The sequence below is a fragment of the Nocardia abscessus genome, assembly GCF_015477775.1.
Taxonomy (GTDB): Bacteria; Actinomycetota; Actinomycetes; order Mycobacteriales; family Mycobacteriaceae; genus Nocardia; species Nocardia abscessus_A.
In genome coordinates this window covers 1045134-1060290 of the sequence record NZ_JADLQO010000001.1, presented here as the reverse complement: position 1 = coordinate 1060290, position 15157 = coordinate 1045134, and the positions used below count along the sequence as shown (strand labels likewise).

Genomic DNA, 15157 nt, shown 5'->3' with positions numbered 1-15157 from the left:
CGCTACTCACCTCCCATCAGTTCGCGGTAGCTTCTGCTGGTACGCAGCAATTGATCGTGGGTTCCCTCGGCGACGATCCGGCCGTCGGCGAGCACCGCCACCCGATCGGCCAGCGCCGCCGTGGACGGACGATGCGCGACGAGCAGCGTCGTCGCGTCGGCCAGCACGGTGCGCAGGCGGGCCTGCACCCGCTCCTCGGTCTCCACGTCCAGCGCGGACAGCGGGTCGTCGAGCACCATGATCCGGCTGCGCTTGCCCCCGCCCGCGCCGGTGAGCACCGCGCGGGCCAGCGCGAGGCGCTGGCGCTGACCGCCGGACAGGCTCAGGCCCTGCTCGCCGATCCTGGTGTCCAGACCCCAGGGCAGGTCGTCCACGAATTCGGTGGCCTGCGCGACCTCCAACGCGCGGCGCACGTCGGCGTCCGTGGCGGCCGGATCGCCGAGCGCGACGTTCTCCCGCACGCTGGCGGAGAACAGCACCGGGTCCTCGAACGCGGCCGACACCAGCGAGCGCAGGTCGGCGACCCGCATCGCCGCGATGTCGATGCCGTCGATGGTGATCGCGCCACCCGTCAGGTCGTACAGGCGCGGGATCAGGTTCAGCAGTGCCGTCTTGCCGCTGCCCGTGGCCCCCACCAGCGCCACCGTCTCGCCGGGCCGCACGCGCAGCGAGACATCCCGCAGCACCTCGTGTTCGGCGTCGGGAAATGCGAAACGCACACCCTCCAAACGCAATTCGCCGCGAACATGCTCCGGCAAGTCCACCGGGCGGGCCGGGTCGGTGATGTCGACCGGGGTGTCGATGATCTCCCAGTACCGATCGGCCGCGGTGCGCGCATCGTTCAGTTCGGCGAGCAAGAAGCCGGTCCAGATGATCGGCCACTGCAGAAAGGTCGCCAGCGTGATGCTCGCGATCAAGGTACCGAGCGTCATCGTGCCGTGCGCCACCGCGTAACCGCCGTAGCCGAGCGCGAACGCGATGGCCAGCTGCGGCAAGCTCACCATGCTCGACCACAAGGTGGCGTCCAGGCGTGCCTTCAGCAGCTCGGTCTGCCGCAGCTCGTGCGCCTGGGCGGTGAAACGGCGGCCGAAGAACGCACCCCGCCCGAACGCCTTGAGCACCCGCACGCCCTGCGCGGATTCCTCGGCCGTGGTGGCCAGATCGCCGGACTGGTCCTGCGAACGCCGCGAGGCCACCGCATACCGGCGCTCGAAGCGAATGCAGATGACCGTCAACGGGATCGAGATCACCGCGAAGATCAGGCCGATCGGCGGGTTCAGGCCGATCAGCACGAGCAGGCCGACCGGGATGATCACGGTGTGGATGAGCAGGAACGGCCCCGCGAAGGACACGAACCGGCGCATGGTGGCCAGATCATCGATCGCACGCGAGAGCAGCTGACCCGATTCCCACGCGTCGTGCTTGCCGATCGACAGCGCTTGCAGCTTGCGAAAGATCATGGCGCGCAGCGTGATCTCGAAGCGAGTGGCGGGCGCGGCGATCAGCCAGCGGCGTCCCCACACCCCACCGGCTTCCAGCAGTCCGAGCGCCAGGACCACGGCCACCGGCCCGAGCGCGCCCGCGAAATCGCGGTGGGCGATCGGGCCGTCGATGATCCGCGCGATCATCAGCGGGATCACGACGGCGGTCAGCCCGGCGAGCAGCGCGAGGCCGCTGGCGGCGAGCAGGATGCCGACATGCGGACGCAGATACGGCCGGAATCGGCGCAAGGAATGCAGGCGGCCCATGGCGGCGGGCCGCTCCGTTCTGTCGGCCTCCGGTTCGGCCGACGAAACGTCCAGTGCGACAGACAAAACTCCCCCTCGAGGTATGTGACTGGCGGCGGAGAGCAGGACCTCCGGTGATGTTCGCATCGGGGTCCGACATTCCAGGGTCGCACCGCAGCGGGCGTCGACCAACCGATTTTTCGGCCGCTGCGACGCATCCGTGCTGGACAGGGCGCTGGGCGCGGCAAGGGGTTCGGCACTCACGCACCCAGACAACAACCTCGAGCGACCTCGAGGTCAAGCCCGCCGGATCTAGACTTCGTCGCATGCTGATCGTCGCCGGATATTTGCGCGTCACCGATCGCGACCGCTACCTCGACCACTGCCGGGAGGTGATGGCGCTCGCCCGCGCCACCGAAGACTGCCTGGACTTCACGCTCGGCGCCGACCTGCTCGAACCCGATCGGGTCAACGTCTACGAGCGCTGGAGGACCCGTGCCGCGGTGGAACGCTTCCGCGGCACGGGCACCTCGGGCGACCTCGACGCCCAGATCGTCGGCGCCGACGTCCGGGAATTCGAATGTGAGACGGAGATCCGGCTCTAGCCGATCACCACGGTCTCGGAATCCCAGTCCTGCGCCTCGTCCGGGAACGCCTGCTGCTGGTGGCCGCCGCGCAGCGTGCCCTCCGAATAGGCCGCCCGGCACGCGCGTCGGGCGATCTTGCCGCTGGACGTGCGCGGAATCGAACCCGCGGGCACCAACAGCACGTCACGGACCATGACTCCGTGGCGCCGCGCGATCGCGGCCCGCACCGTGTCGGCAATCGATTCCGACTCGAGCTTGCCAGCGCCGGTATTGCGCTCGGCGACGATCACCAACTGCTCGGAGGTGTCCTCGGCGTCGAACGTCAGGCCGGAGTGGTTGCCCTGCTCGAAGACCAGCGCGGGCAGTTCGTTGGCAGGCACCGAGAACGCCGCGACGAAGCCGGGGCGCAGCGCCGTGCTGGATTCCTGAGCGGAGAACTCCAGATCCTGCGGATAGTGGTTGCGACCGTCGACGATGACCAGATCCTTGACCCGCCCGGTGATGTACAGCTCACCGTCGAGATACGCGCCGAAATCGCCGGTGCGCATCCAGTTGGCGTCCTGCGGCGTGCCCTCCGCGTGACTGCCCTCGGGCAGGCGAGCGGTCAGCTTGGCGCGAAAGGTGGCCTCGGTCTCCTCCGGCCGCCCCCAGTACCCGATGCCCATGTTCTCGCCGTGCAGCCAGATCTCACCGACTTCGCCGTCACCGCGCTCGGTGCCGTGCTCCGGGTCGACGATCACCGCCCACTGCGACCGCGCGACATATCCGCAGGACACCTGCGCGATGGCGTTGTCGGCGTCCGCGTCCACCTCGATCATCCGTCCGGCGTTCAACTCGGTCCGGTCGACATAGACGACCTTCGCCTTGTCCTCGGCCCTGGTGGCGGAGACGAACACCGTCGCCTCGGCCATGCCGTAGCAGGGCTTGATCGCCGTCTCCGGCAACCCGTACGGCGCGAACGCCTCGTTGAACTTCTTCATCGACGACACCGAGACCGGCTCACTGCCGTTGATCAGCCCGATCACATTGGAGAGATCCAATTCCTCCCCGGGTTTGGGCTTGCCGCGCGCCGCGGCGTGCTCGAACGCGAAGTTCGGCGCGGCGGCGAAGGTGCCCGCGCCGTCGGAGGCCGCGGCCAGTTCCTTGATCCAGCGATAGGGGCGGCGTACGAACGCGCTCGGCGACATGATCGTGATGAACCCGCCGCCGACGGTCGGCAGGATCACGCACAGCAGGCCCATGTCGTGGAACAGCGGCAACCAGGTGACCCCGCGCGAATTCTCGGTGACGCCGATGGCATCGATCATCTGCAGCAGATTCGTGCCCACCGCGCGATGGGTGATCTCCACGCCCGCGGGCGTCCGCGTGGATCCCGAGGTGTACTGCAGGTAGGCGACGCTGTCGATGTTGACCTCCGGGCGCACCCAGGACGCGCCGACGCCGTCCGGGATCGCCTCCACCGCGATGATCCGCGGACGCTGCGACGGCGGCAGGTGCCGGAAGAATTTCCGCACGCCACCCGCCGCGGAGCCCACCGTCAGGATCGCGGCGGGAGCGCAGTCGCCCAGCACCGCGTGCAGGCGGTCGGTGTGGCCCTGCTCCTCCGGATCGAACAGCGGAACCGCGATATTGCCCGCGTACACCGCGGCGAACAGCGAAACGACGTAGTCGAGCCCTTGCGGAGCGAGAATCGCCACCCGGTCGCCCGGCCGCGTGACCTGTTGCAGCCGGGCCGCCACCGCGCGCAGGCGCACACCGAACTGCTGCCAGGTGAGTTCGTGGTATTCGCCGTCCCGTTCCCGGGAGTAGTCGATGAAGCGGTAGGCGAGGCCGTCGCCGTTCTCCGCGCTGTGCTTGTCGACGAAGTCGATCAGGGTCTTGTCCCCGCGGATTTCGATATTGCCCTGATCGTCCAAATAGTCGTCGAAGGTTTCGTCGATCATCGCCTTATCCTTTTCCAGCGCACAGACACTCAGGCCGTGCAATGACACCGAACACAGGTCGATAACGAAGCGTCGGGAAGGCCAACAGGTGTCCCGGTCACCTGGCGGTCAGTACCGGCCGAAGGCGAGCGCCACATTGTGCCCGCCGAATCCGAAAGAGTTGTTCAGGGCGTAGTCGATACGGCCGGGCCGGGCGTTCCCGCGCACCACGTCGAGATCGATCTCGGGATCCAGCGTGTCCAAATTCAGCGTCGGCGGCACGATTTCGTCTCGCACGCTGAGCACCGTGAGCACCGATTCGAGCGCACCGACCGCCCCGATGGAATGACCGAGGGCCGATTTGGGCGCGTAGACCGACGCGTGGTCGCCCACTGCCTCGCGGATCGCGCGGGCCTCCGCCGTGTCGCCGATCGGAGTGGCGGTCGCGTGCGCGTTGACGTGCGCGACATCGTCCTTGGCCAGACCGGCCGTCCGCATCGCCCGCGTCATCGCGCGCGCGGCCCCGACGCCCGCTGGGTCCGGCGCGACCAAGTGGAAGCCGTCGGAGGTGATGCCCGCACCCATCAGCCGGGCGTGAACGGTCGCGCCGCGAGCCTTGGCGTGCTCCTCGGTCTCCAGCACCATCAGCGCGCCCGCCTCGCCGAAGACGAACCCGTCCCGGTCGGCGTCGAACGGACGCGAGGCGGACTTCGGCGCGTCGTTGCGGGTGCTCATGGCGCGCATCATGGTGAACGCCGCGATCGCGAGCGCCTGGATCGAACCCTCCACGCCGCCGGTGACCACCACGTCGGCGTCGCCCATGACGATCATCCGCCACGCGTTGGCGATCGCCTCCGCACCGGAGGAACACGCCGAGACGGGCGTCGTCACACCGGCTCGCGCACCGAGTTCCAGCGCGACGCAGGCCGCGGCGCCGTTGGGCATCACCGCCTGGACGGTGTAGGGCGACACCTTGCGGTAGCCCCCGTTGCGCAGCTTGTCCCGAGCGTGGATCATCGCCTCCGCGCCGCCGAGCCCCGTACCGATGGCCACCCCGAGACGGTGCTTGTCCACTTCGGGGCTGCCCGCGTTGCGCCAGACCTCACGCCCGAGCACGAGGGCCAGCTGCTCCACGTACGAGAGCCTGCGGGCCTCCGTCACGTCCAGATACGTGGCGGGCGGGACCTTGAGGTGCCCGCCGATACGGACCGGCAGCTCGAATTCGTCGATGAAATCGTCTTCCAGGACGTCGATGCCGCTGTCGCCGTTGAGCAGGCCCTTCCACGTGGAATCCACGTCACCCGCGATGGACGTGGTCGCCGCGAGGCTGGTCACCACCACAGAGGGGAACTGTCCGTTTTTGGTGGAAGGCATCTGCATGTTTCGCTCACTTTCCCTAGCGTCGCTCTGGAACTTCGTCGAGCAAAAGCAATGCGCGCAGGCGCGCCACCAGGATCGTGGGCGGCCCGCACGGATGGCACTGGAGCGCAGGCGGAACGGCCGGTCATCACGTCCGTGTGCGACCACCCCTGTGCATTATTGGGAATTCGCACCGATCACACTGCGTGACACGCGGACCGTACCAGGTGCCGGAGGCGATGGTCGCGTACTTCGGGGATCGCCCCGACGACTCGAGTAACCTGCTCCCCGGGCACGGGACGCGTGGGCGGCGGCCGGTGTGGACGCGAGAAAGGGAAGGTCGTTGACGGGCGCGCGGATGGTCGGGCTGTTCGCCGGGATCGGCGGGCTCGAGCTCGGCCTCGGCAGGCACGGCTGGCACACCGAGTTGCTGTGCGAGATCGAGCCCGGTGCCCAAGGCGTGCTCGCCGCACGTTTCCCGGATGTGCCGCTGCACGCCGACATCACCCGGTTGCGCGCGATCCCGGCGGGGACGGAGCTGGTCGCGGCCGGATTCCCGTGCCAGGACCTGTCCCAGGCCGGGCGCACCGCGGGCATCACCGGCACGCGCTCGGGTCTGGTCGACGAGGTGTTCCGGCTCGTGCGCCGCAAGCGCGGCCCGCGCTGGCTGCTGATCGAGAACGTGCCGTTCATGCTGCAACTGGGCCGCGGCGCGGCCATGCGGCACATCACCGGCGCACTCGACGAACTCGGCTACACCTGGGCCTACCGGGTGGTGGACGCCCGCGCGTTCGGCCTGCCCCAGCGCAGGCAGCGGGTACTGATGCTGGCTTCCCGCACCGAGGACCCGCGCGCGGTGCTGTTCGGCGAGGACGCCGGTCCCCGCACGATCGGCGATCCCGAGATCGATCCATGCGGCTTCTACTGGACCGAGGGGGTGCGCGGGCTCGGCTGGGCGGTGAACGCGGTACCGACGCTGAAGGGCGGCTCCGCGCTCGGCATCGCCAGCCCGCCCGCGGTGCGGTTGCCGTCGGGGGAGATCGTCACGCCCGGCATCGCCGACGCCGAACGCCTGCAGGGCTTCGACGCGGGATGGACTGCGCCCGCGACGGAGGTGCCGGGCGTGCGGAAGGGCCACCGCTGGAAGCTGGTGGGCAACGCGGTGAGCGTGCGGATGGCGGCCTGGGTGGGCTCGCGGCTGGCCGCGCCGCTGGATCCGATCTCCGGCGATCAACCGCTGGCGCCGGGCACGCCGTGGCCGGTCGCCGCGTGGGGGCACGGCGGTGCGGCCTATCGGGTGCCGGTCTCCACGTGGCCGGTGCACGAGCCGTACGAGGACCTGACCCACTTCCTCACCGAGGCGCAGTTGCTCTCCGCCCGCGCGACGGCCGGTTTCCTGCGCCGCACCACCATGGGCAGTCTGCGTTTTCCGCCCGGTTTCCTCGCCGACGTGGAGAGCCATCTGGACCGGATGGGCGGCTGGGCGGCATGAACCGGCGGCCCCTCACCGACGCGATCACCAGTGCGCGGATGGCGCGCCAACGGCGCACCGGAACCGATCCCGAACTCGCTCTGCGCCGGGAACTGCATCGGCGCGGGCTGCGGTATTTCGTCGACCGCGCACCGATCCGCGGGCAGCGCCGACGCGCCGACCTGGTGTTTCCGCGGCGGCGGGTCGCCGTCTACGTGGACGGCTGTTTCTGGCACCGCTGCCCGCAGCACGCCACCGATCCAAAGAACAACGCCGAATGGTGGGCCGCCAAACTGGCGGGCAACGTCGCCAGAGACCGCGCCACCGACGCGGCGCTGATCGCGGCGGGGTGGCACGTGGTCCGCGTCTGGGAGCACGAGGATCCCGTCAGCGCGGCCGACCGCGTCCAAGCGGCGCTGTCAGCGGTGTCGAACCCGCACGAGTGAGCGGGGGGCGTGCGCGGCCAGGTAGCCGGACGCCACCATCACCGTCATGACCGCGATTCCGGCAGCGGCAGTCGCGAAACCGAGCATGGGGACCTCCTCGAGTTGCAGCTGTCGTCCAGCGTGCCGGGCGAAGCTGACAAGACCCTGTGTCCCGGATGGTAATGACGTGTGCGGCCTGCCGCTGTCCGGCGCGCTCTAGCAACCAGCACAATGGGGGCGTGACGGGTGGCCAGGAGATCGCCGTTCGGCCCGTGCGACCGGCAACGGTGCTGGTCGCCGCGGCCATCGCGATCGCAGGGCTCTGCTACTCGTCCTGGGTGCTCCAATTCGTGCTGCCGATCGGCCTCGACCCGGTCGACACGTTCCTCAGCGAACTGGACGCGCAGGGCAAGCCGTACCGGGAGGTGTTCGCGACCGCGGACCTGATCGTGGGGGCGCTGCTCATACCTGCCGCGATCGCCGGACTTCTGGTGTTGCCGCGCCGCGGAGCGACCACGATCGGCTGGATCGCGCTGTTCTGCTTCGGCGCCTCGACCATCGCCGACGTCCTGCTACCGCTGCGCGACTGCACCCCCGGCGAGAGCGGGTGTGGCGGCCCGCGCGAGCTGTTCCCGCAGCTGCATCAGCCGCACGCCCTGACGAGCACGCTGGCGGTCACCTCGATCGCGGTCGCCGCCTCCGCCTTCAGCGTCGCCGCGTTCCGCTATCGGCGCTGGCGGGTACTACGCGAATTCGGTCTCGTCGTTTTGGTGATCGGTGCGCTGGCGACGGTGTGGATGCTGGTGGCCGACAACCTGCCAGGGAACTACGCCCTCGGGATCGCCCAGCGGATTCAGGTGGGGGCGATGTCGCTGTGGCTGATCGCGCTGGCCGCGGCGGTGGTCGTGGAGGGACGCGAGCGGGCCGAACCGAGCTAGTCGGCCACGCGCAAACGGCAGTACCACCGTGCTGTGTACGCCGACCGGTCGCCCTGAGCACCAACGGCGGTGAACTCGGCGCGCTGGCAGGGCCACGCCGGGTCGCCCTCGCACCTCCCCGCCCAACGGGCCTGCGGCGACCGGCTGTCCGCCACGTGGCCGCGCCGGCGCCCGTGCGATGCTTTCGCGCATGAGTGATCGCGTGAACATCTCCTCGGGTTCGGAGTTCGAAGACATCGTCGGCTACTCGCGGGCGGTCCGGCTCGGCAATGTCATAGCGGTCAGCGGAACGACCGCCTCGGCGCCCGGTGGCACGGCCGTCGGCGGCGACGACATCGGCGAGCAGACCAGGGAAACCCTGCGGCGCATCGGCTCCGCGCTGGAGGAGGCGGGCGCGAGCCTGGCCGACGTGGTGCGCACCCGCATCTTCGTCACCGATATCGCGCGCTGGCCCGAGGTCGCCGAGGCGCACGCCGAGGTGTTCGGCGAAATCCGTCCCGCGACGGCCATGTACGAGATCAAGGCCCTGATCACCCCGGCCCTGCTGGTCGAGATCGAAGCCGACGCGATCGTCGGCGGGTAGGCGAGGTTCGCGAACCCGGCCCGTCGTTCGCGGCGAGCCGGGTCCTCGCTCGCTAGGGTCGAAACCGTGACCACCGCCGCCGCGCAGACCCCCGTTCAGCTCGACACCGTCGCCGAGGCGACCACCCGGCTGCTCGACACCATCCGCGGCCTCGACGAGCACGCCGTCAGCGAACCCTCCGCACTGCCCGGCTGGACCCGCGGCCACGTCCTGGCCCACCTGGCCCGCAACGCCGACAGCCTGGTCAACCTGCTGCTGTGGGCACACACCGGCGTCGAAATCCCGCAATACGCCAGCCCTTTCCTGCGCGACCACGACATCGAAGCCGGCGCGCGCCGCCCGTTCCCCGAACACCTCGCCGACAATGAGGCGGCCACCACCCGCTTCCTCGCCCTGGCCCGCTCACTCACCGACGACGCCTGGCGAGCACAGGTCCGCACCCGCCAGGGCCGCCCGATCCCAGCGACCGAAGTCCTGTGGATGCGCTTGCAGGAGGTCGAGATTCACCACGTCGACCTGAACGCGGGCTATCACCCGTCCGATTGGCCCACCCCCTTCGTCGCCCGCATCCTCCCCCAGGCCACCGCCGACCTCACCCGTCTCACCGCCGACAATCCCGTCGAGCCGTTCACCCTCCGAGCCACGGACTCCGACTTCACCGCCACCATCGGAACGGCCCCCACCACCCAGATCATCTCCGGCGCGGCCTCCTCCCTCGCCGCCTGGCTACTCGGCCGCAGCACGGGCGCCGATCTCACCGGCGACCTGCCGCCCCTTCCGGCCTGGAAGTAACCCAACCAGGGGAACACCGCCGCGGCGTCGGCCGAGAAGACCACTCCGTAGTGACCACTCGCGCCGGTCAAGACCACGGCTCTCGGACAGCGTCACCGGGCACGGGCGCAGATTCGCTGAATCCCGCATGGGGCCATCCGGCCCGGAGCCGAATCCGAATGAGGGCTATCCAGCCCGGAATCGCCGGGCAACGCGGAGGCGAGACGCGGCCCGACAGTTGCTCGGCGAAGCTCGATCGGTGGGCGATCATCAGCGCCAGCCGGGAGCGGCGTCACCAATCATGTCGGTTTCAGTACCAAATATGTCGTTTCCGACAGTAGGTTCGGCCGCCCGGGCCCACTAGCGTGATGTTTGCAACGAAGGCACGGAGAAGTCGGCGCGCATGACCCACCCACGTGCCGGCGGCTCACCGATCACCCTCGCCGGATTCCTGTTCCCTCGCCTGGAGTCGCATCTATGACCACAGCAAACTCCTCGATACCCGCGGCCCACACCACCGCTTCCCGAACCTGCCCTGTCCAGGGGTCGCCGATCAATACCGACACGCCCCAAGTCTGTCTGCGTAGCCGGAAGTTCGCCGCTGATCCGCACAGCGGCTACCGCCAGATGCGCCGGCAGCACGGCTCGCTCGTTCCGATGGAGTTGGCACCGAATGTGCCTGCGACCTTGGTGATCGGATACCGCACCGCACAGCGCATCCTCAACGACCCCGACCGTTTTCCGGCCGATCCGCGGACCTGGCAGCAGAGCATCCCCGACGACTCCCCCATCAAGCCGATGATGGAGTGGCATCCGAACGCGTTGCGCAACACCGGAGCAGCACATGCTCGCTATCGACAGACGTATACCGCGAGCATCGACGGGATCGATCTGCACGCTCTACATGCCACGGTCGAGAAGATCGCGATCCCGCTGATCAACGACTTCGCTACGGCCGGTTCGGCCGACCTGGTGTCGCAGTACGCGTTTCCGCTCGTCTTCGAGGCACTCAACCAGATGGTCGGCTGCTCGACGGAACTGGGGCGGCGGGTCGCGACCGGCATGGCCGCGCTGTTCGACACTGTCGAGGCTGCCCGCGGCATGCAGACGCTCAGCGAGGCGCTGATGGAGTTGATTCAGTTGCGACGCGCGGAGCCCGCGGACGACGTCACCTCGCGGCTCGCGCATCATCCCGCCGGCCTGGATGACACGGAAATGCTCTCCCAACTGATCAGCTTCTACGGTGCGGGTATCGAGCCGCAGCAGAATCTGATCACCAATACCCTCTTGCTGATGCTGACCGACGACCGGTTCGGGGGCGACATGCTCGGTGGAAGTATGTCGACGCGTGACGCGCTCGATGAGGTGCTGTTCAACGACCCGCCGTTGGCCAACTTCTGCGCGACGTACCCACGGCAGCCGATCCTGATCGACAACACCTGGTTGCCGGCGCATCAGCCGGTGCTGATCAGCTTGGCCGGGTGCAACAACGACCCCGAGATCCGTGGCGGGGATCGAACCGGCAATCGCTCGCATCTGGCGTGGAGCACCGGACCACATGCCTGCCCGGCCAAGTCCGTGGCCTACCTCATCGTGCAGGAGGCCATCGACCAGCTTCTCGACGCCCTCCCGGAGATGCGACTGGCTGTGCCACCCGAGCAGCTGGTGTGGCGGCCGGGCCCGTTCCACCGGGCTGTGACAGAGCTGCCGGTCGTCTTCCCCGCGTCCCCTCCGTTGTCCATCACGGAAGCGACCGCCGGAAGAAGTACGAACCGGTAGGCCGATGCCGGACGCGACGTAACCATCTCGGCCGAGGCACCACACTCGGCCACCCCGTGGCTGGTTCACGCGAGATTCACGAGCAAGCAGCAGAGTACCTAGCCGCCAGTGGGAAGTAGGACAAGGTCGTATGACAGACGAAGTGTTCGAGGTAGCGCCCGTTGCCCATGTCATCGGTGGTCGCCGCGAAGCTACAGACGATCACTGGGGTACCGAGGCGATCATCCGTATCGATGATCGCCGGTTCACCGTGAAGTCGGTGCAAGGCTTGGAGGAGTTCAGCCATCTCGAGATCGTGTTCCGGTTCCGCTTGACCGACCCGACGGATCTGGGTTTCGATGGTTCCAGTGCACGAGACAATCCAACATGGCCGGAGGTCGGCATCTTCGCGCATCGGAACATGCCGCGCATCAACTGGCTCGGGGTCTCCCGTGCTCGACTGCTCCGAGTGGACGGGCTGGACCTGCACGTAGCCGAGCTGGACGCGGTAGACGGCACACCCGTGTTGGACATCAAGCCATGGTTTGCGCAGTGCGGTCCACGGGGAGAGATTCGGCAAGCTCGGTGGTCCACCGAGATGCTGGACAACTATTCCTAGCCAGAAGGCCCCTCCGTCGGTACCGGAGGGGCCTTCTACCTGGGTGCGCCCGAAGGGATTCGAACCCCTAACCCTTCTGATCCGTAGGTACAGGCGGGGTTCCAGGCTCGGGGCGATACAGGAGATGGTTGCTTGGCGATGACGTCGGCTCGTGGCTCATGTCGTCGCCGTTGTCGTCAGAAGTGTCGTCGGCGGCCATCTGCTCCGGAGGCAGCCTCGGACTGATTTCAGAGGTATCAGGCTGGCCGTTGAAGTCGCGTGTCTCAGCGGTTCGGTACTCGGCTGTCCGGCTGTGTACGGGGCTCTTGTGTCACTCTCGTGGCATCGTCACAACGGCATGGCCCTGCTGGGTGGTGGGCTGCACACCGGGGGCTGGCTCACCGCCTGCCCGGTAAGGCCTGCCCTTCGCGCGTAGAGGCTCCGCGGTCAAGGGTGGCGAATGCCATCAGCGAAGCTGACGCCGCAGGCGCACTTGACGGTGGAGGGGCGCGGGAACACAATGCAGGCCACCAGTCAGCAGGGCCACGCGGCCGAAGGTCGCGAAAAAGCCTGGGGTGTAGTGACTCACGTGCTGTCGGTCGTACTCGGTAGGTTCAGTCCATGGAGACTGAAGAGGTACCCGTAACCAGCATCATCGAAGGCGACGTCATCAAGGCGCCTGACTCGGACGACATCTGGATGAAGGTCGGCAGTGTCGGGCAGCATATACCGCAGCGTCGTGAGGGTAGCGTGCCCGGCAATCCTGACGAGTTCCTGACTGCCCACTACTTCGAAGGTCAGTGGCATCGGTCGGACGGAACTCTGATCGAGGGCGTAGGAAGGTTCAACTACTCCGACGACATGCTGGTCGTTCGCCGGGTGTCGGAGTAGAGCTCGAACTGTCTGCTGGACGTTTGCGAGCGTTGGCAGATGTCGGCTAAGTGCCTCCACCTGCGCCTTCAAGTACTGGCAGCGTTGGCTGGACTTGGTGGCTGCGGGCCGCGCTGCGGACGAACTGCGGACGCTCTTCGTCAGCGGCAATCAGATTCGAGGCGGCGTGATCGCGGCGTCCGGGAGGGCTAGTAGCGATTCGTATGGCTGTGTCCGCAGTTGGTCGGCCAACTGGTCGCAGCACCGATCCAGCCTCTCCGCTGCCCACTTGTGTGCATGCTCGATGAGCAGCCGGAGGTTGTTCACGCCTCCCTCGTTCAGATGCAGGATCGTCGCATCGATCAGTAGAACCCGCTCGACTTTCCGCTCCTCGCTGGGTCCGATCACGGCCCCGACAGAATGGGCATCGAAGGTGCCGTCGTTGTGCGCGACAACTTGATGCCGAAGTTTCTTGAAGTGCTCAAAGTTGTCTCGAGGTAGGCCAGCCGCGTAGATGTCCTCGGGTTTGAGCGGGCGTCTGAAACGCTTGGATGATGGGTCGAATGCCTTCCAGTACGCCACGATGGCCGCCCGCCAGAGCGATTCGCGCACGATCGGGGGATCGTCAGGGAACTGGATCAGGCGCGCTACAGCTGAATGAGCAAATTCGAGGTCCTGGACATGGCTTGCCAGCGCGGCAGCTTGCATCGCTCGGCGGTTGCTTCCATCCAGCTGTGCGAGTTTCACAGCATCCGGGTATCCGTCGACGTGAAAACGTCCGTTTACCAGGTCGAATGACTCCCGCTCCATCGGGCAAGACTATCGCGTGGGCGCGACGCCGTCTGTCCGTTTGTCGCGGGAGCACCAATGACAGCGCCTATTTGGGTGATCCGCTGCCACGACTTGCGCTGACCCCTGCTGGGTGGTGGGCTGCACATACCGGGGGCTGGCTCACCGCCTGCCCCGTAAGGGCCTGCCCCTTCGCGCGTAGAGGCTCCAGGGTCAAGAGTGTCGCATGCCATCAGCGAAGCAGACGCCGATAGGCGCTCTTGACGCTGGAGTGGCGCGGGAACACAATGCAGGCCACCAGTCAGCAGGGCCACGCGGCCAGCGGCCGCACAGCTTGAACCGACAGCAGCCTGGTCCCGATAGAGATGGGACGTGTCGGTCCCTATCGCTATCGTTGTGGCCAAGTCATCGTCCGGGTGATGCCAATTTGGGTGTCCCAGTGAGGTGCCTTCACGGTGGTTGCATCGGTGTCATCCCAGAATGGAGTGTTCGCGTGAGCAACACGTCGGAGCAGTCTTGGAACACGCTCGTGAACATCGAGGATGTGCCGCAGGTTGATGAGCTCTACAACTTCGTGGGCATTTTGGAGGATATGAAGTTCGTCGCCGAGGCATTCGACCAGTTGGCCGAGCTGACGAGGGAAGATGGGGACGACGAGCCCTGGGTCCATCGACAGGCGCTCTTTTCGGCAGCGGTGATTGCGTACGCGCGATGCTTCGGCAGCGGGGTTCGCGGGAAACTCGAGGTCTCTGCACTGGACCAACTGCCCCAGAGTGAGCCCGGGGCTGCCCGCAAGATGCACAAATTCGTCTGCGACATGCGAGACAAGCATGTCGCCCATTCGGTAAGCCCATTTGAGGCAGTGATGGTCGGCGGGTTGTTTCATGCGGAGGAGGGGCAGACCGACCCGTCCGCGGCTGTCGGCTGGCTGACTATCAGGGGGCTGCCACTCGGCGTCGAGCTGGCACTCGGATTGAGGGATCTCGCTCGATGCTGGGTCAACTACTTGGATGTGCAGATCAAGCTGGTTCAGGAGAAGGTGATGGCCTCTCTGAAGAATGAGGACCCTGAGGTTTTCGCCAAGCGTCCTCCGATCCAGTACACAGTGCCGTCCCCAGACGATGCCGGCATTCCCAGGCGCTTCGGACGCGGCATCTCGCCACTCTGACTGAAGCTGCCTCGAGCACTGGGCGATCCGTGGTGACCACGGCCGGTCGGCTGGGCTGGGACCGGCCAGAGGCGTGTGCGGCCCCGGGAGGCAAGTCGGGTACGGCTCCCGGCGTGCCCAGCACTGCTCGGTTGTTGAGAAAGCAGCCAGACAGGGTCACCGGTCGTCCTGCCACGTCGCAGACGCGGAGC

14 protein-coding genes are annotated in these 15157 nt (G+C 67.4%); 10 read left to right on the top strand and 4 right to left on the bottom strand.

What is annotated here, in order from left to right:
• Positions 1 to 2 precede the first annotated feature (2 nt).
• Complete coding sequence (locus IU450_RS04895; protein ID WP_195148705.1) at positions 3 to 1748, bottom strand: ABC transporter ATP-binding protein; 1746 nt, start codon at positions 1746 to 1748, stop codon at positions 3 to 5.
• Positions 1749 to 2053: 305 nt separating this feature from the next.
• Here IU450_RS04895 and IU450_RS04890 point away from each other — a divergent pair, with 305 nt between their 5' ends.
• Positions 2054 to 2332 carry a putative quinol monooxygenase gene (locus IU450_RS04890; RefSeq protein WP_195148499.1) on the top strand — a complete coding sequence of 93 codons (279 nt, stop codon included), beginning with the start codon at positions 2054 to 2056 and terminating at the stop codon, positions 2330 to 2332.
• On the opposite strand, the gene fadD32 is transcribed toward IU450_RS04890, so the two are convergent.
• Together fadD32 and IU450_RS04880 are read right to left on the bottom strand one after the other, a co-directional pair.
• Positions 2329 to 4257, bottom strand: coding sequence for a long-chain-fatty-acid--AMP ligase FadD32 (fadD32, locus tag IU450_RS04885; protein WP_195148498.1), 1929 nt, complete (start codon positions 4255 to 4257; stop codon positions 2329 to 2331). The genes IU450_RS04890 and fadD32 overlap by 4 nt on opposite strands.
• Positions 4258 to 4365: 108 nt before the next feature.
• The gene (locus IU450_RS04880; RefSeq protein ID WP_195148497.1) at positions 4366 to 5616 is read right to left on the bottom strand and encodes a KasA/KasB family beta-ketoacyl-ACP synthase; all 1251 of its coding nucleotides are present in this window, start codon (positions 5614 to 5616) and stop codon (positions 4366 to 4368) included.
• A gap of 337 nt (positions 5617 to 5953) precedes the next feature.
• Between IU450_RS04880 and IU450_RS04875 the strand changes: the two genes are divergently transcribed.
• From IU450_RS04875 to IU450_RS04840, 8 genes are all read left to right on the top strand, one after another.
• Positions 5954 to 7087, top strand: coding sequence for a DNA cytosine methyltransferase (locus IU450_RS04875; RefSeq protein ID WP_195148704.1), 1134 nt, complete (start codon positions 5954 to 5956; stop codon positions 7085 to 7087).
• Positions 7084 to 7512 (top strand): very short patch repair endonuclease, encoded by a 429-nt coding sequence (locus IU450_RS04870; RefSeq protein ID WP_195148496.1) that lies wholly within the window; start codon positions 7084 to 7086, stop codon positions 7510 to 7512. Before IU450_RS04875 ends, IU450_RS04870 begins: the two co-directional genes overlap by 4 nt.
• A 218-nt stretch (positions 7513 to 7730) precedes the next feature.
• Positions 7731 to 8429 (top strand): DUF998 domain-containing protein, encoded by a 699-nt coding sequence (locus IU450_RS04865; RefSeq protein WP_324197527.1) that lies wholly within the window; start codon positions 7731 to 7733, stop codon positions 8427 to 8429.
• 190 nt (positions 8430 to 8619) lie between these two features.
• Positions 8620 to 9012, top strand: coding sequence for a RidA family protein (locus IU450_RS04860; RefSeq protein WP_195148494.1), 393 nt, complete (start codon positions 8620 to 8622; stop codon positions 9010 to 9012).
• 66 nt (positions 9013 to 9078) lie between these two features.
• The gene (locus tag IU450_RS04855) at positions 9079 to 9804 is read left to right on the top strand and encodes a maleylpyruvate isomerase family mycothiol-dependent enzyme (RefSeq protein WP_195148493.1); all 726 of its coding nucleotides are present in this window, start codon (positions 9079 to 9081) and stop codon (positions 9802 to 9804) included.
• A gap of 456 nt (positions 9805 to 10260) precedes the next feature.
• A complete protein-coding gene (locus IU450_RS04850) occupies positions 10261 to 11562 on the top strand; it encodes a cytochrome P450 (RefSeq protein ID WP_195148492.1) in 1302 nt (433 codons plus the stop codon).
• A gap of 130 nt (positions 11563 to 11692) precedes the next feature.
• Positions 11693 to 12160 (top strand): TrmO family methyltransferase domain-containing protein, encoded by a 468-nt coding sequence (locus IU450_RS04845; protein ID WP_195148491.1) that lies wholly within the window; start codon positions 11693 to 11695, stop codon positions 12158 to 12160.
• A gap of 600 nt (positions 12161 to 12760) precedes the next feature.
• Positions 12761 to 13030, top strand: coding sequence for a hypothetical protein (locus IU450_RS04840; protein WP_195148490.1), 270 nt, complete (start codon positions 12761 to 12763; stop codon positions 13028 to 13030).
• 150 nt (positions 13031 to 13180) lie between these two features.
• On the opposite strand, the gene IU450_RS04835 is transcribed toward IU450_RS04840, so the two are convergent.
• Complete coding sequence (locus tag IU450_RS04835) at positions 13181 to 13819, bottom strand: hypothetical protein (RefSeq protein WP_195148489.1); 639 nt, start codon at positions 13817 to 13819, stop codon at positions 13181 to 13183.
• A gap of 472 nt (positions 13820 to 14291) precedes the next feature.
• Here IU450_RS04835 and IU450_RS04830 point away from each other — a divergent pair, with 472 nt between their 5' ends.
• Complete coding sequence (locus IU450_RS04830; RefSeq protein ID WP_195148488.1) at positions 14292 to 14966, top strand: hypothetical protein; 675 nt, start codon at positions 14292 to 14294, stop codon at positions 14964 to 14966.
• The last annotated feature ends 191 nt before the right edge of the window (positions 14967 to 15157 follow it).